Origin of the sequence: Bradyrhizobium sp. CB1015 (assembly GCF_025200925.1) — a bacterium.
In the GTDB taxonomy this organism is placed as follows: Bacteria; Pseudomonadota; Alphaproteobacteria; order Rhizobiales; family Xanthobacteraceae; genus Bradyrhizobium.
This window is the reverse complement of sequence record NZ_CP104174.1, coordinates 473766-491793: the sequence shown is the minus strand read 5'-3', so window position 1 is coordinate 491793 and position 18028 is coordinate 473766. Positions and strand designations below refer to the sequence as shown.

General features: G+C 65.3%; 17 protein-coding genes, 1 tRNA gene and 1 pseudogene. 9 read left to right on the top strand and 10 right to left on the bottom strand.

Features of this window, described 5'->3' with window-relative positions; translation table 11 throughout:
- Window positions 1-2 precede the first annotated feature (2 nt).
- On the top strand, window positions 3-1595 hold the full coding sequence (gene purH, locus N2604_RS02280) for a bifunctional phosphoribosylaminoimidazolecarboxamide formyltransferase/IMP cyclohydrolase (RefSeq protein ID WP_260373597.1): 1593 nt from the start codon (window positions 3-5) through the stop codon (window positions 1593-1595).
- 113 nt (window positions 1596-1708) lie between these two features.
- Here the strand turns inward: purH and N2604_RS02275 are convergent, their stop codons facing one another.
- Window positions 1709-3097, bottom strand: coding sequence for an MFS transporter (locus N2604_RS02275; protein ID WP_260373596.1), 1389 nt, complete (start codon window positions 3095-3097; stop codon window positions 1709-1711).
- A gap of 101 nt (window positions 3098-3198) precedes the next feature.
- On the opposite strand from N2604_RS02275, the gene ggt reads away from it, so the two are divergent.
- Window positions 3199-4950 (top strand): gamma-glutamyltransferase, encoded by a 1752-nt coding sequence (gene ggt / locus N2604_RS02270; protein ID WP_260373595.1) that lies wholly within the window; start codon window positions 3199-3201, stop codon window positions 4948-4950.
- A gap of 31 nt (window positions 4951-4981) precedes the next feature.
- Here ggt and N2604_RS02265 read toward each other — a convergent pair whose 3' ends face one another.
- Window positions 4982-5647 (bottom strand): glutathione S-transferase family protein, encoded by a 666-nt coding sequence (locus N2604_RS02265; protein ID WP_260373594.1) that lies wholly within the window; start codon window positions 5645-5647, stop codon window positions 4982-4984.
- 163 nt (window positions 5648-5810) lie between these two features.
- Here N2604_RS02265 and N2604_RS02260 point away from each other — a divergent pair, with 163 nt between their 5' ends.
- The 4 genes from N2604_RS02260 (at window position 5811) to panE (ending at window position 9601) form a co-directional block, all read left to right on the top strand.
- A complete protein-coding gene (locus tag N2604_RS02260) occupies window positions 5811-6407 on the top strand; it encodes a DUF2239 family protein (protein WP_260373593.1) in 597 nt (198 codons plus the stop codon).
- Between the two features lie 89 nt (window positions 6408-6496).
- Complete coding sequence (locus N2604_RS02255) at window positions 6497-7846, top strand: MATE family efflux transporter (protein WP_260373592.1); 1350 nt, start codon at window positions 6497-6499, stop codon at window positions 7844-7846.
- A 103-nt stretch (window positions 7847-7949) separates the two neighbouring features.
- A complete protein-coding gene (locus N2604_RS02250; RefSeq protein ID WP_260373591.1) occupies window positions 7950-8558 on the top strand; it encodes a 2-hydroxychromene-2-carboxylate isomerase in 609 nt (202 codons plus the stop codon).
- A gap of 119 nt (window positions 8559-8677) precedes the next feature.
- Complete coding sequence (gene panE / locus N2604_RS02245; protein ID WP_260373590.1) at window positions 8678-9601, top strand: 2-dehydropantoate 2-reductase; 924 nt, start codon at window positions 8678-8680, stop codon at window positions 9599-9601.
- 213 nt (window positions 9602-9814) lie between these two features.
- Here panE and N2604_RS02240 read toward each other — a convergent pair.
- The 3 genes and pseudogenes from N2604_RS02240 to N2604_RS02230 all read right to left on the bottom strand — a co-directional run.
- Window positions 9815-9895: pseudogene (locus N2604_RS02240) on the bottom strand (cytochrome c4); the annotation flags it as partial.
- A gap of 122 nt (window positions 9896-10017) precedes the next feature.
- The gene (locus tag N2604_RS02235; RefSeq protein ID WP_260373589.1) at window positions 10018-11004 is read right to left on the bottom strand and encodes an NAD(P)-dependent oxidoreductase; all 987 of its coding nucleotides are present in this window, start codon (window positions 11002-11004) and stop codon (window positions 10018-10020) included.
- Between the two features lie 75 nt (window positions 11005-11079).
- Window positions 11080-11154, bottom strand: a tRNA-Gly gene (locus N2604_RS02230).
- Window positions 11155-11425: 271 nt separating this feature from the next.
- On the opposite strand from N2604_RS02230, the gene trxA reads away from it, so the two are divergent.
- Entirely contained in the window at window positions 11426-12349 is a 924-nt protein-coding gene (trxA, locus tag N2604_RS02225; RefSeq protein WP_172787852.1) for a thioredoxin, read from the top strand.
- 85 nt (window positions 12350-12434) lie between these two features.
- On the top strand, window positions 12435-13112 hold the full coding sequence (locus N2604_RS02220; RefSeq protein WP_172787851.1) for an LON peptidase substrate-binding domain-containing protein: 678 nt from the start codon (window positions 12435-12437) through the stop codon (window positions 13110-13112).
- 114 nt (window positions 13113-13226) lie between these two features.
- On the opposite strand, the gene N2604_RS39375 is transcribed toward N2604_RS02220, so the two are convergent.
- The 5 genes from N2604_RS39375 to N2604_RS02200 all read right to left on the bottom strand — a co-directional run bounded on the left by N2604_RS39375 (window position 13227) and on the right by N2604_RS02200 (window position 17380).
- Window positions 13227-14582 (bottom strand): EAL domain-containing protein, encoded by a 1356-nt coding sequence (locus N2604_RS39375; protein WP_311739823.1) that lies wholly within the window; start codon window positions 14580-14582, stop codon window positions 13227-13229.
- A complete protein-coding gene (locus tag N2604_RS39370) occupies window positions 14512-15492 on the bottom strand; it encodes an MHYT domain-containing protein (RefSeq protein ID WP_311739822.1) in 981 nt (326 codons plus the stop codon). Before N2604_RS39370 ends, N2604_RS39375 begins: the two co-directional genes overlap by 71 nt.
- 393 nt (window positions 15493-15885) lie before the next feature.
- The gene (locus tag N2604_RS02210; protein WP_260373588.1) at window positions 15886-16479 is read right to left on the bottom strand and encodes a cytochrome b/b6 domain-containing protein; all 594 of its coding nucleotides are present in this window, start codon (window positions 16477-16479) and stop codon (window positions 15886-15888) included.
- A gap of 53 nt (window positions 16480-16532) precedes the next feature.
- Window positions 16533-16811, bottom strand: coding sequence for a PepSY domain-containing protein (locus tag N2604_RS02205; RefSeq protein ID WP_027574136.1), 279 nt, complete (start codon window positions 16809-16811; stop codon window positions 16533-16535).
- A 218-nt stretch (window positions 16812-17029) separates the two neighbouring features.
- A complete protein-coding gene (locus N2604_RS02200) occupies window positions 17030-17380 on the bottom strand; it encodes a hypothetical protein (RefSeq protein ID WP_260373587.1) in 351 nt (116 codons plus the stop codon).
- Between the two features lie 92 nt (window positions 17381-17472).
- On the opposite strand from N2604_RS02200, the gene N2604_RS02195 reads away from it, so the two are divergent.
- On the top strand, window positions 17473-18003 hold the full coding sequence (locus N2604_RS02195) for a TetR/AcrR family transcriptional regulator (protein ID WP_260373586.1): 531 nt from the start codon (window positions 17473-17475) through the stop codon (window positions 18001-18003).
- The last annotated feature ends 25 nt before the right edge of the window (window positions 18004-18028 follow it).

Sequence of the window (18028 nt, the reverse complement as noted above, 5' to 3'; positions counted from 1 at the left end):
TCATGACTGACCATCCCCGCCGCGTCACCCGCGCCCTTCTCTCCGTCTCCGACAAGACCGGCCTGATCGAGTTCGCCATGGCGCTCGCCGCGCATGATGTCGAGCTGGTCTCGACCGGCGGCACCGCGAAAGCGATCGCCGCGGCCGGCCTGAAGGTGAAGGACGTCTCCGAGCTGACCGGCTTTCCCGAGATGATGGACGGCCGCGTCAAGACACTGCATCCGAAGGTGCATGGCGGCCTGCTCGCGATCCGCGACAACAAGGAGCATGCGGAGGCGATGAAGGCGCACGGCATCGCGCCGATCGACCTGCTCGTCGTCAATCTCTATCCGTTCGAAGCGACCGTCGACAAAGGCGCGGGCTTCGAGGATTGCATCGAGAACATCGACATCGGCGGCCCCGCGATGATCCGCGCCGCCGCGAAGAACCATGACGACGTCGCTGTCGTGGTCGAGGCGCAGGACTATCAGGCCGTGCTCGACGAGCTCGCCGCCAACAAGGGCGCGACCACGCTGAAGCTGCGCCGGCGGCTTGCCGCAAAGGCCTATGCCCGCACCGCGGCCTATGACGCCGCGATCTCGAACTGGTTCAACCGTCAGCTCGAGATCGACGCGCCCGACTTCCGCGCCTTCGGCGGCCGGCTGATCCAGTCGCTGCGCTATGGCGAGAACCCGCACCAGACCGCCGCATTCTACGCGACCCCCGACAAGCGCCCGGGCGTCTCGACCGCGCGGCAGCTCCAGGGCAAGGAGCTCTCCTACAACAACATCAACGACACCGATGCGGCCTATGAATGCATCGGCGAGTTCGACGCCAAGCGCACCGCGGCCTGCGTGATCGTCAAGCACGCCAATCCCTGCGGCGTCGCGGAGGGTTCGAATCTCGTCGAGGCCTATCGCCGGGCGCTGGCCTGCGATTCCACCTCGGCCTTCGGCGGCATCATCGCGATGAACCGTCCGCTCGATGCCGATACCGCGCGCGAGATCACCAAGATCTTCACCGAGGTCATCATCGCACCCGACGCGACCGAGGAAGCGATCGCGATCATCGGCGGCAAGAAGAACCTCCGCCTGCTGCTCGCCGGCAGCCTGCCCGATCCGCGGGCGCCGGGCCTGACCGCCAAGACGGTGGCGGGCGGTCTGCTGGTGCAGAGCCGCGACAATGCCGTGGTCGACGACATGACGTTCAAGGTCGTGACCAAGCGCGCGCCGACGGATGCGGAGATGCGTGACCTGAAATTCGCGTTCCGGGTGGCAAAGCACGTCAAGTCCAACACCATCATCTATGCCAAGGATCTCGCCACCGTCGGTATCGGCGCGGGCCAGATGAGCCGGGTGGATTCAGCGCGGATCGCCGCGCGCAAGGCGCAGGATGCTGCTAGCGAGCTGAAGCTCGCCGAGCCGCTCACCAAGGGCTCGGTGGTGGCCTCGGATGCGTTCTTCCCGTTCGCCGACGGCATGCTCGCCTGCATCGAAGCCGGCGCCACCGCCGTGGTGCAGCCCGGCGGCTCCATGCGCGACGACGAGGTGATCAAGGCCGCCGACGAGCACGGCATCGCCATGGTGTTCACGGGAACGCGGCACTTCAGGCACTGACACGATCTGCGTAGCCCGGATGGAGCGCAGCGCAATCCGGGTCAGCGCCTCCGCGTCAGCAGGTTTCCCGGATTGCGCTACGCTCCATCCGGGCTACAGGACAACGGCGGGAGTTACGACTCCCGCACCCGCATCAACAGGCCCAATCCCACAACGAAGAACACGACCAGCACGGCCATGCCGGCCTTTTGGCTTGCGGTCAGCGCGGTGACCATGCCGATCAGCAGCGGGCCGATGAAGGACGTCACCTTTCCCGTCAGCGCGAACAGGCCGAAATATTGCGCGATGCGATCCTTCGGTGCGAGATGGATCAGCAGCGTGCGGGAGGCGGCCTGGAGCGGGCCGCCGGCTGCACCGATCAGACAGCCCAGCACCAGATAAGCCCGCTCGGCCGCACTCGAGAACAGGGGAGCGCCTGCTTGCGGCGCCGCGGTCTTGACGAACAGCACACTGTCCTTGTCGACCAGAAGAATCGCGGCCACCGACAGCAGCAGGACCAGCAGGCTGCCGGCGATGACGCGCTTCGGCCCGAGACGATCATCCAGCTTGCCGCCGAGCCATGCGCCGAGCGCGCCGGCAATCGCGAGCATGATGCCGAACGTCCCGATCTGGATCGTGTGCCAGCCGAAGGTGCCGGCGGCATAGATGCCGCCGAAGGCGAACAGCGACACCAGGCCGTCGGTGTAGATCATGTTGGCGAGCAGGAATGCCGCCAGCGATTTCTGCCTCGGCAGGCTCTTGATCGACTGCTTCAGCTCCGACAGGCCCTCGCGCAGCGCCTCGCGCAACGGGCGCTTCGCCGGGTAATCCGGCGTGAACAGGAACATCGGCGTCACGAAGATGATGAACCACAGCCCGGTCAGCGGGCCGGCGGCGCGATCGCCCTGATGCGTGACGGGGTCGAGCCCGAACAACGGCGTGAAGCCGAGCAGCGTGCGGCCGGTCTCGGGATTGGCGGCGAGGAAGCCGAGCACGATGATCAGGCTGACGATGCCGCCAATGTAGCCCGTGGCCCAGCCGGTGCCGGAAAGCCGTCCGATCCGTTCCGGCGGCACCAGCGTCGGCATCATCGCATTGTTGAAGACGGTGGCGAATTCCGCGCCGACGCTGGCGAGCGCCACCGCCGTGAGCAGCGGGGCAATGACGGCGTCATCGCCGGGCTTGCCGATCCATAGCGTGCAGGATGCCAGCACCAGCACCGTACCGAACCCCGCAATCCACGGCTTCCTGCGGCCGGCCGCGTCGGCAATCGCTCCCAGCACCGGCGACAGCAGCGCGATCGCAAGGCCCGCCGCAGCCATCGCAAAGCCCCACAGCGACTGCCCGGTGGCGGGATTTGGCGCCACGCTGGTCGCGAAATAGGGCGCGAACACGAAGGTCGTGATCAGCGTGAAGTAGGGCTGCGCGGCCCAGTCGAAGAAGATCCAGCTGACGACGGCGGCGCGCGGCGGATAGGACCGCTGCGCGCCCGCCATGCGCACATCCGGGGCAATCGTCGTCATAACGCAGTCCTCATCACGAACAGTTTTGTCTCTCTCGGCGCAAACCGTATAGCATTACCGTGACAGGTGTGAACCGGATCGAGCGCGCGACGGAAATTTCGATGATGTCGTCATATCCAACACGGCGAACCTTTTTGGCGGTCATTGCCAGTCTGGCGTTCGCTCTCACGCCGGCGGCCGCTCAGGATGCGCGGACGGGCTATGTCCCGCCAGCACGCGAGGCGGTGCGCGCCGTCGCCGCCGAGCACGGCATGGTGGTGGCGCAGGAGAAGATCTCCGCGCAGATCGGCGCCGACATCCTGCGGCGCGGCGGCAATGCGATCGACGCTGCGGTCGCGACCGGCTTTGCGATGGCGGTGACCTATCCGCGCGCCGGCAATATCGGCGGCGGCGGTTTCATGGTGATCCATTCCACCGACCGCAATGAAGACATCACGATCGACTATCGCGAGACCGCGCCGGCCGCGACCACGCCGCAGATCTTCCTCGGCGCCGACGGCAAGCCTGACGCGACGAGGTCACGGGATTCCGCGCTCGGCATCGGCGTGCCCGGCACCGTCGCCGGCCTCGCGCTCGCGCTCGACAAATACGGCTCGGGTCAGTTCACGCTGGCGCAACTGCTGGCACCGGCGATCGCGCTCGCTCGCGATGGCTTCATCGTCAGCGACGACATGGCCGATACGCTGCCGAGCTGGCACCGGCGGCTGGCACGCTGGCCTTCCTCGGCCAAGATCTTCTCGCGTCTGGATGGCACGCCGCTGGGCGAAGGCGATCGGCTGGTGCAGGGCGATCTCGCCGAAACGCTGGCGGCCGTCGCCGCACTGGGGCCGCGCGGATTCTACGAGGGGCCGGTCGCCGATAAACTCGCCAAGGCTGTGACCGATGCGGGCGGCATCATGACGCCGGCCGACCTCAAGGCCTACCAGCCGGTCGTCCGCACGCCGGTGCGCGGCAGCTACCGCGGCTACGACATCGTGTCGATGCCGTTGCCATCGTCCGGCGGCGTCGTGCTGATGGAGACGCTCAACATCCTCGAAGGCTTTTCGCTTTCTGATTTGAAGCAGGGATCGGCGGCGTCGCTGCATCTCTTGATCGAAGCCATGAAGCGCGCTTATGCCGACCGCGCCCGCTATCTCGGCGATCCCGCGTTCGTCAACGCGCCGATCGAGACTCTCATCGCGAAGGACTATGCCGCCAAGCTGCGCGCAGGCATTTCTGCCGAACGCGCCACACCCTCGAAGGAGCTCGCGTCTGCTTCTGCCACGCCGCGTGAGGGCAGCAACACCACGCATTTTTCCGTCGTCGATGCGCGCGGCAACGCCGTCAGCAACACTTACACGCTGAACTTCAGCTATGGCGTCGGCCTCGTCGCCGACGGCACCGGCGTGCTGCTCAACAACGAGCTCGACGATTTCACCGCGGCGGTCGGCGCTTCCAATGCCTATGGCCTCGTCGGCTTCGAGGCCAATCTGCCCGGACCCGGCAAACGTCCGCTCTCGTCGATGTCGCCGACCATCGTGCTCAAAGACGGCAAGCCGGTGCTGGTGACGGGCTCGCCCGGCGGCAGCCGCATCATCTCGACCGTGCTCCAGGTGATCGTGAACGTGCTCGACTACAAGATGGATGTTGCGGCTGCCGTGGCAACGCCGCGGCTGCACCATCAATGGCTGCCGGATGAAGTGCGCGTCGAGCGCGGCTTCCCCGAGGGCGTGCTGCTCGAGCTGAAGGCGATGGGGCACCTCGTCGTCGAGCCGATGGGGCAGACGTCGGCCAACTCGATTCTGGTGACGCCGAACGGACCGCTCGGCGCGCCCGACCCGCGCACGCGCGGCGCGGAGGCGGCCGGGCAGTAACCTGCCCCCCCGGAAGGACTGGATAGAGACTTTACCGCCCGACCTGATACGGCCCACCCTTCTCCAACGCGCGCGCATACGCAGGCCGGGCGTGAATGCGCTCCAGGAACGCCATCGCCTTGGGATGGCCCTGCTCGAGCCCGCCGCGGGCTTGGGCGGCTTCGAGCGGAAAGCTCATCTGGATATCGGCCGCGGTGAACTCGCTGCCGGCGAACCACTCGCTCTTCGCAAGCTCGCTTTCCCAATAATCCATGTGCTGCTTGATCTGTGGATTGACCAGCGCGGTCAGCGCCTGGTTGGAGACCTTGCGCACCAGCGGGCGCAGCAGCGCCGGTGCACGCTTCGGCATCAGCGTGAACAGCAGCTTGAGCAGCAACGGCTGCATCGCGGATCCTTCCGCATAGTGCAGCCAATAAGTGTAGCGCAGCCGCTCCGGCGTATTCGGCGGGGGGATCAGCCGCCCATTGCCATAGGTGGCGACGAGATATTCGATGATCGCGCCGGACTCGGCGATGGTGTTGCCGTTATCGGTGATGACGGGCGATTTGCCGAGCGGGTGGATGGCGCGCAGCTCCTTCGGCGCACGCAGGTCCGGCTGGCGCTGATAGCGCACGATCTCGTAAGGCACGCCCAGCTCCTCGAGCAGCCACAGCACGCGCTGCGAGCGGGAATTGTTGAGGTGGTGAACGGTCAGCATCGCGGGGTCCTCAAGGCTTAGACTTGGACTTGGGCGTGGTCGATTGGCCGCGCCGTTGGTGCCAGCCCGGGAACACATTGTCGAGCCGTCGCTGCGGTTATTTTCACCCGGGTATATTGACGCCGAGAATTTACCCGGGTATTAAGCCGGCAACGCGATCAATATGGCAATGATTCCAATGCAAGGGACCTACACAGCCTTCGCCGGCCAGCGCCGGCTGGCCTCCGGCACGGCGGGCGATGTTGCGCTTGCCGTCAAGCGGGCGACGCAACCGCTGGACCAGCCGATCATCATCTTCGACGACGGCACGGGCCGGTCGATCGATTTCGACCTGCGCGGTGACGACCGCGAGGTGCTGGCACGGCTTGCGAAGCTTGCCTCGCCGTCGGCGGAGGCGACCGAAGCGCCCGCAGAGCCGCGCGGACGGGGCCGGCCGAAACTCGGCGTGGTCGCGCGCGAAGTCACCTTGCTGCCGCGGCACTGGGAGTGGCTCAACGCGCAGGCCGGCGGCGCTTCGGTCGCGCTGCGCAAGCTCGTCGACGGAGCCAGGCGCGCCAGCGGCGACAAGGACCGCGAGCGGCAGGCGCGCGATGCGGCCTACCACTTCATGTCGACCATGGCCGGCGATCTGCCGCAGTTCGAGGAAGCTTCGCGCGCACTATTCGCAGATGACCGGCGACGCTTCACCTCGCTGATCGCCGACTGGCCGGCCGACATCCGCGACCACATCGTCAAGCTCGCCTACAGCGACCGCGCCTAAACCGCGCACGCTCTTCACGACCCCCATCGACGGCCGAGCCGCGCATTGCGCGGCAACGGCTTCGCACGCCCCGATGAAAGGCCAATTCCATGTCTGCCGCAAAGCCGCTCTGGACCACATTCCTTCGCTTCCTCGCACCCCTGATGTTGAGCAACGCGCTGCAATCGCTGTTCGGCACTGTCAGCAACGTCTATCTCGGCCAGATGATCGGCGTCGACGCGCTCGCCGCGGTCTCGGCGTTCTTCCCGGTGATGTTCTTCCTGTTCGCCTTCGTCATGGGCCTGAGCACCGGCGCCACCGTGCTGATCGGCCAGGCCTTCGGCGCTGGCGAGCATGGCCGGATCAAGATCATCGTCGGCACCACACTCGCCGTCGGCCTGCTGCTCTCGATCGCGATTGCACTCGTCGGCGGGCTCTTCAGCCGGCGCTTGATGGTCATGCTCGCCACGCCCGCGGACATTCTCGATGAAGCCAGCGCCTACGCGCGCATCATGCTGTTGACGATGCCGCTCGGCTTCGTCTTCCTGCTGATGACGGCGATGATCCGCGGCGTCGGCGACGGACTGACGCCGCTGCTGGCGCTGGCCTTGTCGACGGCGATCGGCCTCATCCTGACGCCGATGCTGATCCACGGCACGTTCGGATTGCCGGCGGTCGGCATCACCAGTCCTGCCTGGGCGGCTGCGACTGGCAACGCGCTGACGCTGATCGTGCTGGCCGTCTATCTGCTGCGGCGAAAGCACGCGCTCGCGCCGGACGCGACGCTGCTGCGTCACCTGCGGCTCAACGGCGCCGTGTTCGGCACAATTCTCGGCATCGGCTTGCCGAGCGCGATCGGGATGGTGGTGATGGCGATCGCCGAGCTTGTGCTGCTCGGCCTCGTCAACGGCTTCGGCTCGAATGCCACCGCGGCCTATGGCGCCGTCAACCAGGTGATGGGCTACGCGCAGTTCACGGCGATGTCGATCTCGATCGCAGTCTCGATCCTCGGCGCCCAGGCCGTCGGCGGCGGCGACCGGGCCCGACTCGACGGCATCGTGCGGATGGGCCTTGCGTTCAACATCGTCCTGACCGGCGGGCTGGTGGCGCTGATCTATCTTGCGCCGCGCGCGGTGCTCGGAATCTTCATCAGGGACGTCGCCGTGCTGGATCTGGCGAAGGGATTGCTCAACGTCGCCTTGTGGAGCTCGGTGCCGTTCGGGCTCGCCACCGTGTTCTCGGGCGCGATGCGCGGCGCCGGCGTCGCGTTGACGCCGATGCTGCTGTCGATCTTCGCGATTGCCGCGATCGAGCTGCCGGCCGCAATCATCCTCAGCCACACCGTCGGCCTGACCGGCGTGTGGGCCGCCTATCCCATCGTGTTCTGCGCCATGTTGATTCTGCAGATGGGCTATTACCACCTGGTGTGGCGCAAGCGGGCAATCCGGCGCCTGATCTGACCGTCAAAGTATTATGACCATCATTAAACGATGGACCTGTGGCGCGCCCTGCGCCACAATGGAGAAAAAGCCCACTCAGAAAGCCTGGCCAGGGAGAATGATCTTGACCCGCACCGCCCCGCAATTCCTGTTCGATTTCGGTAGCCCCAACGCCTATCTCAGCCATCTGGCGATTCCGGCCATCGAACAGCGGATCGGCGTCAAGTTCGAATATGTGCCGATCCTGCTCGGCGGCATCTTCAAGGCGACCAACAACAAGTCGCCGGCCGAGACGCTCGCCGGCATCAAGAACAAGCGGGAGTTCCAGCAGGTCGAGACCGAGCGCTTCATCAAGCGCTTCCATGTCCAGCCCTATGTCTGGAATCCGCACTTCCCCGTCAACACGCTGGACCTGATGCGCGCGGCGGTCGCGGCGCAGCTCGAGGGCGTGGTCGAGACATATGTCGAGGCCGCCTTCCACCACATGTGGCGCGAGCCGAAGAAGATGGACGATCCCGAGATCGCGGCGAAGGCGCTGGCGTCGTCCGGCCTCGATGCGCAAAAGTTGTTTGCTCGCAGCCAGGAACCCGAGGTCAAGGGCAGATTGATCAAGAACACCGAGGAGGCGGTCGCCCGCGGCGCGTTCGGCTCGCCGACCTTCTTCGTCGGCAACGAAATGTTCTTCGGCAAGGAGCAGCTGCGCGAGGTCGAGGAGATGGTGAAGGGCGAGTAGGGAATGGCGAATGGCGAGTAGTGGAAACGTTACTCGCGTTCATAACTTGCTATTCTATTCGCTACTCCCTATTCGCCATTCGCCTCTTTCTGAAGAACAACAATAACGGAGTTTGTCTCATGCGTATCCTCGTGGTCGGCGCCGGCGCCATCGGCGGCTATTTTGGTGGCAGGCTGTTGCAGGCCGGCCGCGACGTCACCTTCCTGGTCCGGCCGCGCCGCGCCGGCGAGCTCGCGAGCGCCGGCCTCGTCATCAAGAGCCCGAACGGCGATGTGACCTTGAAGAACCCGCCGACGGTCCAGGCCGACGCGCTCAAGGACAAGTTCGACGTCGTGCTGCTCAGCTGCAAGGCGTTCGACCTCGACGATGCCATCAAGTCGTTCGCCCCGGCGGTCGGGCCCAACACCGCGATCATCCCGATGCTCAACGGCATGAAGCATCTCGACACGCTGGATGCCAGGTTCGGCAAGGAGCGCGTGCTCGGCGGACTCTGCGCCATCGCGGCGACTTTGAACGAGAAGCGCGAGGTGGTGCAGCTCCAGCCGATGCAGTCGATCACTTACGGCGAGCGCGACGGCACGATGTCGGACCGGGTGAAGGCGATCGACGAGGCCTTCAAGAGCGGCATCAATGGCGCCAGCGCCAGCCAGAACATCATGCAGGACATGTGGGAGAAGTGGGTGTTCCTGTCCTCGCTCGCGGCAAGCACCAGCCTGATGCGCGCCTCGGTCGGCAACATCCTTGCGGCTCCCGGCGGCCGGGATTTCCTGCTCGGCATACTGGATGAGACCAGCTCGGTCGCGGCTGCAGCGGGCTACCCGCCGGGCGGACCGTTCTTCGAGCGCGTCAAAGGCAATCTCACCACCGAGGGCTCGCCGTTGACGGCGTCGATGTTCCGCGACATCAAGGCGGGCCTGCCTGTCGAGGCCGATCACGTCATCGGCGACCTCATCGCGCGCGCCGACGCTGCCAAGGTGCCGGTGCCGAAGCTGCGCATCGCCTATACGCATCTGAAGGCGTATGAGAGACAGCGGGCGGGGTAGACCGGCCACAAACTCGGCGTCGTCCCGGACAAGCGTAAGCGCCGATCCGGGATCCATAGCCACGGGGTGTGGTTATGAGGCGCGCCGGCATTCCGAGTCTTCGCCAAACTCGATCCTGTGGCATGGGTCCCGGATCGGCGCGCGCTTGGGGCGCGCTTGTCCGGGACGACGGCGGAGTTTGTGGCTACACCTTCCGCTACTGCAAATCCGCCAGTAGTGCGAGACGGCGGTGATTTCCTCGTCGCTCATGTGATAGGCGACATCGGCCATCGCCGCGACACCGCCGCCGACGCGAGGGGCGGGTCATACAAAAACGCGAAAACAACCCCATGCACAGTAGAACGGCTCAGGCTGGCCCGCTCCCGGTGACACCGAGCAGACATTTGACGTATCGAGTAAAATAGCAATCGCGGCGCTTACGGGGCGATGGGGTAGGGTCCGTCGTCGAACGGCGTGTCGTGATAGCCTTTCGATCCGACCTCGCGCGCCAGCGTGCTGCGGAAGTCGCGGCCATCGCGCAGGCTGCGCAGCACATGCGCGAAGTCGAATTCGGGTCGCCAGCCGAGCTCCCGCCGCGCGCGCTCGTTGACGTAGACCCGGTCGATCGCGGGGAAGAGCCGCCAGCCGCGCGCCGCATAGAGCTGCGCGCACTCCGGATAGAGCTCGCGCACGACGCCGGCGGCATCGCGCGCAAGTGCGGCGAGATGGCGTTGCTCGAACGGGCTCGTCGCCGAGACGATGTAACGGGCGAAGGCGATGCCGGGCGCGCGCTCGACGGCGAGCAGATGCGCGCTCACCGCGTCCGCGATATCCAGCCGGCGATAGAGCAGCTCGTTGGCCTGCGCGTTCTCGAGCGTGTAGGCCGACCGCATCGTCGGATCGTCGTCGTCCTCCGGAAAGAAGCGCGAGGTCCGCAGGATGACGACCGGCAGGGCGCGCTCGCGAAAGAACAGCTCGCAGAGGTTTTCGGCCATCAGCTTGGTCGTGCCGTAGATGTTCTTCGGCACCGACGGCAGCGCCTCGGTGACCCACACCGCCGCCTGTCCCGCCTCGGGGCGGAGCTGCGAGCCGAACGCGCTGGTGGTGCTGGTGAAGACAAAACTCTTCACGCCGGCCGCCGCGGCCGCCTCGAGCAGGTTCAGCGTGCCGGTAACGTTGGTGTCGACGAAATCCGGCTTGCGATGGGTCGCAACATGCGGCTTGTGCAGCGTCGCGGTGTGGATCACGGCGGTGACGCCGTCCATCTGGCGCCGCACGAAGCCGGGATCGACGATGGAGCCGACAGCGTCGGTGAATGGGGTGGGCTTGAGATCAAGCCCGCGCGCTGGCAAGCCGCGCCCACGGACCGTCCGCAGAAGGGCCTCGCCGAGGTGGCCTGCGCTGCCGGTGACCAGAATTGTCATGTGAGACCGAATACAGCCGCGAGCGGCGCAGAAAACTGCGGCCCGAGCCGGTTTGGCTGGATGCTGGAAGAAAATTGGAGCGGGCGAAGGGGCTCGAACCCTCGACCCCGACCTTGGCAAGGTCGTGCTCTACCACTGAGCTACACCCGCATCCTGTGTCGGTCGCGTGACGCGCCGGCAACGGCTGTCGTATGCCAAAAGCGGGAGGGGAATGCAACAGCTACGGGCGGCATCAATTCGCATTTGAGGCCCCATATGGAGCCCGAAGCTGGCCAAATCGACCGGAAACGCCCCGGAACCGGCTAATCGCGAGGCCTGGATTGAAATTCGGCCCATTCGGCCCAATTTAGGAGCCGACCACAAGCATAAGACGCGGCGGCGTGCTAAAGAGCCGCCATTCCAGACATGACGAGGGAATCCCGTGACGATCATCGACCAGGGTAACGGAGCGGCGGGCCCGGCTGCGGCCGACCTGATCAAGGACACCACCACCCAGACCTTCGTGAAGGACGTCATCGAGGAATCGAAGCGCCAGCCCGTGCTGATCGATTTCTGGGCGGAATGGTGCGGCCCCTGCAAGCAGCTCACCCCGGTCCTGGAGAAGGCGGTGAAGGCGGCCAAGGGCAAGGTCAAGCTGGTCAAGATGAACATCGACCATCACCCGGCAATTCCGGGCCAGATGGGCATCCAGTCAATCCCGGCCGTGATCGCCTTCGTCAACGGCCAGCCGGCCGACGGCTTCATGGGCGCGGTGCCGGAGAGCCAGGTCAACGCCTTCATCGAGCGGCTGACCAAGGGCGTCACCGCACCGGGCGAGGTCAACGTCGCCGAGATCGTGCAGGAGGCCGACGCGGTGCTCGCCGAGGGCGACGCGGCGGCGGCCGCGCAGATCTATGCCGAGGCGCTGCAGCATGATTCGACCAACATCGCGGCGCTGGCGGGCCTCGCCAAGTGCTACGCCGTCTCCGGCGCGATGGAGCAGGCCAAGCAGACGCTGGCCATGGTGCCGGAATCCAAGCGCAACGACCCGGCCGTGAAGGCTGTGCAGACCGCGATCGATCTCGCCGAGCAGGCGAAATCGCTCGGACCGGTCGCCGAGCTGGAACAGAAAGTCGCCGCAAACCCGCTCGATCATCAGGCTAGATTCGACCTCGCCACAGCGCTCAACGCCCAAGGCAATCGCGCGGCGGCGACCGAGCAGCTGCTCGAGATCGTCAAGCGCGACCGCAAATGGAACGACGACGGCGCCCGCAAGCAGCTGGTGCAGTTCTTCGAGGCCTGGGGCGGTACGGATGATGCAACCGTCGAAGGCCGCAAACGTTTGTCGACGATCCTGTTTTCGTAACGGCCTCTTTTGAGCATGATCTGTTCGGAAAACCGCTCCACACTTTTCCGGATCATGCGCTAGCAACGCCAGTGGGACCGGGCAGATGCCGATCAACATCGAATATCGCGGGCCCGCCGACCTCCCGGAGATCATTCCGGTGTTTCCGCTGCCGGGCGCGCTGCTGCTGCCCCGCGGCCAGATGCCGCTCAACATCTTCGAGCCGCGCTACCTCGCGATGGTCGACGATTCCTTCCGTGACGGGCATCGCCTGATCGGCATGATCCAGCCCGACGTCGCCCATTCACGGAAGGATTCCGACAAGCCGGCGCTGTTCCGCGTCGGCTGCGTCGGCCGCATCACCCAGCTCGCCGAATCCGGCGACGGCCGCTACATCCTCGAGCTCACCGGCGTTTCGCGCTTCAAGGTGGTCGAGGAGCTCGAGGTGCTCACCCCCTATCGGCAGTGCAAGGTGGACTTCTTCGCTTTCGTCGACGACTTCACGGCGCGCATGGGCGAGGAGGAGGTCGACCGCGAGGCGCTGCTGGCTGTGCTGGCGGACTTCCTGAAGGCCAACAATCTCAAGGTCGATTGGGAAGGCGTCGAGAGCGCGCCCAATGAGGCGCTCGTCAATGCGCTGGCGATGATGTCGCCCTATGGCCCCGCGGAGAAACAGGCGATGCTGGAGGCGCCCGACCTGAAGACCCGCGCCGAGATCCTGATCGCCGTCACCGAGATGGACCTCGCCAAGAAGCGCACCAGCGGCGATCCGCCGCTGCAGTGATCGTCGCGCGCGAGCTAAAGCGCGATGCGATTAGGATGAATCCTCATCGCGCTTTAGGTTTTGTTTGAGCATGATCCTTTCGGAAAACCGCTACGCACTTTTCCGGATCATGCTCTAAGCGGCATACTCGCCGGCCTCGGCCTTTCGGTCCACCAGCCGTGCGATCGTCGAGGCCCGCATCGGCGGGCTGAGGTGAAAGCCCTGCGCCTCGACGCAGCCCTCTTGACGCAGGATGTCCAGTTGCTCGGCGGTTTCGACGCCTTCGGCGGTGGACGTCTTGCCGAGGCTCGTGGCGAATTGGACCACGGCCCGCGCGATCCGATGAGGCTCCTCCGTCGGACTGGACAGCTCGCTGACGAAACTGCGATCGATCTTGATCTTGTCGAATGGAAACTTCTGCAGAAAGCTGAGCGACGAATAGCCGGTGCCGAAATCGTCGAGGGCAATCCGCACCCCGAGTTCGCGCAGCTGGCTGAGTGCTGCGAATACGGTCCCGCTATCGTGCATGATGACGGTTTCGGTGACCTCGAGCTCGAGCCGGTCTGACGCAATCGCCGAAGCCGCCAGTGCGCCCGCGATCGTCGACACGAGCTCCTTGCTCCTGAATTGCGCCGGAGACAGGTTGATCGCGATCTTCAGATCGGAACGCCATTTTGCCGCTTCGGCACAGGCGGTTCTCAAGACCCATTCCCCCAGCGGCAGGATCAAGCCGGTTTCCTCTGCGACCGGAATGAATTCGCCGGGCGAGACCAGGCCCCGCTCGGGGTGATGCCAACGCAGCAACGCCTCGAAGCCGCAGGTCTCGCCGCTCTTCAAATTGACGAACGGCTGGTAGTGGAGCTCGAATTCGCTCCTCGCAAGCGCCTTCCGCAGATCCCGTTCCAGGTTGCGGCGCGCACGCAGGAGCTGGTCCAGCTCCGGCTCGAAGAAGCGAAATGCGCCACGTCCGCCGCTCTTCGCCGAGTAGAGGGCAAGATCTGCGCTCCTGAGGATCGTGTCGCAATCGGCGCCGTCTTGGGGCGCAATGGCGATCCCGATGCTGGTGCCCACGATGACCTGATGATCGCCGAGATCGAACGGCTCGCTGAGCGCGCCATGGATCGCCTCGGCGAGAGAGGCCGCGTCCGCAGCCGGATCGGTCACGTAATCGACGATTGCGAATTCGTCGCCGCCCAGTCGGGCGACGAACGTCGTCTCCCTGACGCAATCCAGCAAGCGCGCCGCGACCGACCGCAGCAGTTGGTCGCCCGCCGGATGTCCGAGCGTGTCGTTGACTTCCTTGAAGCGGTCGAGATCGAGCAGGAGAACCGCCAAATGGAGCTTTCCGCCACGCGTATCGGCAAGAGCGGGCTCCAGACGCGCTTTGAGCAGCACGCGGTTCGGCAACTCGGTGAGCGCATCATGTTGCGCCATGTAGGTGATCTTCGCTTCGGACCGGCGTTGCTCGGTGACATCCAGGTGCGTTGCCACCCAGCCGCCGCCGGCCATCGGCGAACGCGTCGATGCGGCTCGAAACGGCATGGATCGGCAGTGCGTCGAGCTTGGCGATCTGCCGTTCGGCGGCGAAATCGCTGGCCTCGCCTTCGAGTATGCCGCTCGTGACGCGATGTCTGATGATGTCGCGGTGCGGAGTTCCCGCCCGCAGCAGTTCCGGCGGCAGCCGGTACAACCGGGCGTAACGCTCGTTGCAGATGACAAGCCGCTTCTCGGCGTCGAACATGCAAAGGCCCTCGACCATGTGGTTGATGGCCGTGTCCAGCCTCAGCTTCTGTTCCTTGAGCTCGTTTTGCGACCCTTCGAGCTGCTGCCGGGCGACGGAAAGCTGGCTGATGATCTCCTCGAACCTGGCGGTTCTGGTCGCCAGACGACGATCGGCAAGCACGCCGATCAGGCTCATCCCCAGCACGGACAATGCGACACCGGCGATGGCGAGCGCGAGGAACGCCGGAGAAAGCGAAAGCGTATCGGTCGCGAGCGCCGGATCCGGTGTGATCTCTACGGCACCCATGGCCGTGAAGTGATGCGAGACGATGGCGAGCGTCAGCAGGACGGCCGCGGCGAGCGTGCCCGGATAGCCCTGACGGGTGAGCGCGACCGCCAGTGCAGCATAGCCGAGACACATGCCCAGAACGATGGAGAGGAGCACGAGGTCGACGGACCAGGAGACTCGGCCCGGCACCTCAAGTGCCCACATCCCGAGATAGTGCATGCTGGCAATGCCGCCGCCGATGATGACGCCGCCAGCCGCCGCGCGCCAGCGGCCGGACGTGACGACCGCGACGCCGAAGCCGACCGAGGTCAGCAGCATGGCCGCTGCAAGAGATGACGCCGTCAACACGATGCCGTAGCCCGTGGTGACACCGGGCTCGTAGGCGAGCATCGCGACGAAATGCGTCGCCCAGATGCCGTATCCGATGGCCGCGCCGGCAATGGCGATCCAGATCCACCGGGTTCTCGCACGCGTTGCGATCGCGCGGTGAAAGATGCTGACCGCGACGATGCTGGCAACGAAGCAGACCAGGGCAGCGAGCACAACGAGCCGCCAATCGTGCTCGGCCGTAAGGCAGGAGAAAACGCGGAACATCCAGTCTCGCCTCATCGTCGATATTGTCGATGCTGGACCGGCTAATCGCCATTCGCGTTAATTTTGTGCCGCGCCTGATTGCACGCTTAGCGGCATGCTAACGTCGTCCGTAAAATTTGATCTGTCGGGCTGACGCGCTCCGCGTTGGTCGCGCGTGAAGCCGCGCTGCGCGCGATGCCGGATCTCGCTTTAGAGATGGCCGCGAATGCGCTTGCGTCCGGTGATCATCGCGCGGATCAGGTTCTCGCGCTGCAGGAATACCATCAGCACCACACCAGCGACGTGGAGCACGACCAGGACGATGACGGCATCCGATGAATAATGGTGGACGTCTTCGACCCACCACACGCCGAAGAACGTGACGGTAACCGACATCGCTCCCGTGACGGTCGATACGGCGAGCGAGACCAGCAACGCGACCAGCATCAGCGTGCCGGCGGGATTGAGCCCGATATAGCGGCCGGTGATGCCGCGGCGCAGATTCCAGAGATAGCGAGGCGAGGCGCGCAGCCGGACGCCGACCATGCGGAAGCGCGAATAGCGGCTTCCCCAGAAGCCCCAGACCAGGCGAAACGCGAGAAGCCCCAGCACCGTGTAGCCGACCACGCGGTGAAGGCCGTCATAGACGGTCGGTGTGAACCACGCGGCCAGAACGCCGGCCGCGAGAGCCCAGTGCCAGAGACGCAGCGGGAGGTCCCAGACCGCGATTGTCCGCGGAGCGGTTCGATCCGCGGGGGTCCTACCGGACACCCCGCGCGCTTCTGGCATTGCTTCTTCAATCAAGCAAAGACCATCCTAAGAGCCCTGCTTTGCGCAGATCGCGTCGCGCAGCCGACCTATTTGGCGATCGTGTGCTTCAGGCTGAGATCTTCGGGGCTGTAGAACAGCTCGTAGAGCTTGCCTTCCTTGACGCCGTAGACCTCGTAGCAGGAGCCTTCGACCTTGGAGCGCCGCACCTCATAGCCCAGTGCCTTGGCCTTGGCTTCGGCTTCGCTGGCCGGCTTCCACGACGCCTTGTCGAGCTTGGTGCAATCCTTGAAACCGTCGGCCATGGCCGTCGATCCCGCGCCAATCCCGATCGTCAGTGCAATGGCAACAACACGAATGACCTTCACGAACTTCTCCTCTCTGCCGTGGGCGCTGCGCGGAGCCGCGGAGCACACCGAAGGAAGCAAAGAGGGTGGTGAAGTCAATCGGTGACGGCCGCTTTAGATAAGTTCTATTGTTGGATTTAGACTGGTTCTAACATGAGCGAAAACGCGAGGGCTTTCTGCGGAGAATGCGGATTCGTCCGACCGCTGCGGCCTTACGCCTCACAGCCCGCTGCGCGCCGCTAATAGCCGGCCACCGCGAGCGCGACGACCGCGCTCATGCCGACCCAACCGAAATGGCGGCCGCGCGTGGCGAGGGCATTGGCGAGAGCCGCAAAGCCGAACACGACGGCAAGCGTGGCCACGATCCAGTGCCGGGCGAGGCCGGAGTCCAGGTGAGGTGCAACCAGCAGCAGCACGCCGCCGCCGATCCACGCCACGGTACCGGCCTGCCATACCAAACGGATCAGCGTGCGAAGGCGCGGCGGCTCGATGCTGGCGCGGGCGAAGACCTTGGTCTCGCCGATCAGGCCGTGGATCAGCGCGATGAGGATCGCGGCGATACCAGAACATTGCAGGAGAAGGTCGCGCATGGGAACGCTTCGTCCGTACAGTACTGTATGGCAATGTATCCGCTTGCGACCAGCTGTCAATACACTAGTGTATGGCGCTCGCGGAATCCGACATGACCGAACAGCTCTCCGCCGACGACTGGACCAGCCAGGGCCTCAAGGCACTGGCCAAGAGCGGCTTCACGGCGCTGAAGGCCGATCCGCTCGCCAAGGCCATGGGTGTGTCGCGCGGCAGCTTCTATTGGCATTTCGCCGATCTGGCCGCGTTTCACGCCGCCGTGCTGAAGCGCTGGCGCGAGATCGCGGCCGAGCAGATCATCGCCGACGTCGAAGCGGCCAGCGACGAGCCGCTCAGGATACTGCTGCGGAGATCCTTCGGCGCGCGGCTCGACCTCGAGCGCGCCGTGCGCAATTGGGCGGCGTTCGATGCGAGCGCGCAAGGGGCGGTGCGCGCAATCGACCGCCGCAGGCTCGACTATATCGAAGAGCTGCTGCAGAAGCGTGGGCAGGCCCCGGCAACGGCGCAGGCCCGCGCGCAGATCCTGTACTGGACATTTCTCGGTTTCGCCCTGTCGGGCCCGTCAATCACGGCCGCGCGGCTGCAGACCATGCTCGACGAGCTCCTGGCGATGGTCTCCGCCTAAAGCATGATCCGGAAAAGTGCGAAGC

Bases quoted from the DNA above. Each gene is read 5' to 3' on its own strand.
- purH (WP_260373597.1), top strand. From the start codon at position 3: ATGACTGACCATCCCCGCCGCGTCACCCGCGCCCTTCTCTCCGTCTCC.
- N2604_RS02275 (WP_260373596.1), bottom strand. From the start codon at position 3,097: ATGACGACGATTGCCCCGGATGTGCGCATGGCGGGCGCGCAGCGGTCC.
- ggt (WP_260373595.1), top strand. From the start codon at position 3,199: ATGATGTCGTCATATCCAACACGGCGAACCTTTTTGGCGGTCATTGCC.
- N2604_RS02265 (WP_260373594.1), bottom strand. From the start codon at position 5,647: ATGCTGACCGTTCACCACCTCAACAATTCCCGCTCGCAGCGCGTGCTG.
- N2604_RS02260 (WP_260373593.1), top strand. From the start codon at position 5,811: ATGGCAATGATTCCAATGCAAGGGACCTACACAGCCTTCGCCGGCCAG.
- N2604_RS02255 (WP_260373592.1), top strand. From the start codon at position 6,497: ATGTCTGCCGCAAAGCCGCTCTGGACCACATTCCTTCGCTTCCTCGCA.
- panE (WP_260373590.1), top strand. From the start codon at position 8,678: ATGCGTATCCTCGTGGTCGGCGCCGGCGCCATCGGCGGCTATTTTGGT.
- N2604_RS02235 (WP_260373589.1), bottom strand. From the start codon at position 11,004: ATGACAATTCTGGTCACCGGCAGCGCAGGCCACCTCGGCGAGGCCCTT.
- N2604_RS02220 (WP_172787851.1), top strand. From the start codon at position 12,435: ATGCCGATCAACATCGAATATCGCGGGCCCGCCGACCTCCCGGAGATC.
- N2604_RS39370 (WP_311739822.1), bottom strand. From the start codon at position 15,492: ATGCTCGCCTACGAGCCCGGTGTCACCACGGGCTACGGCATCGTGTTG.
- N2604_RS02200 (WP_260373587.1), bottom strand. From the start codon at position 17,380: ATGCGCGACCTTCTCCTGCAATGTTCTGGTATCGCCGCGATCCTCATC.
- N2604_RS02195 (WP_260373586.1), top strand. From the start codon at position 17,473: ATGACCGAACAGCTCTCCGCCGACGACTGGACCAGCCAGGGCCTCAAG.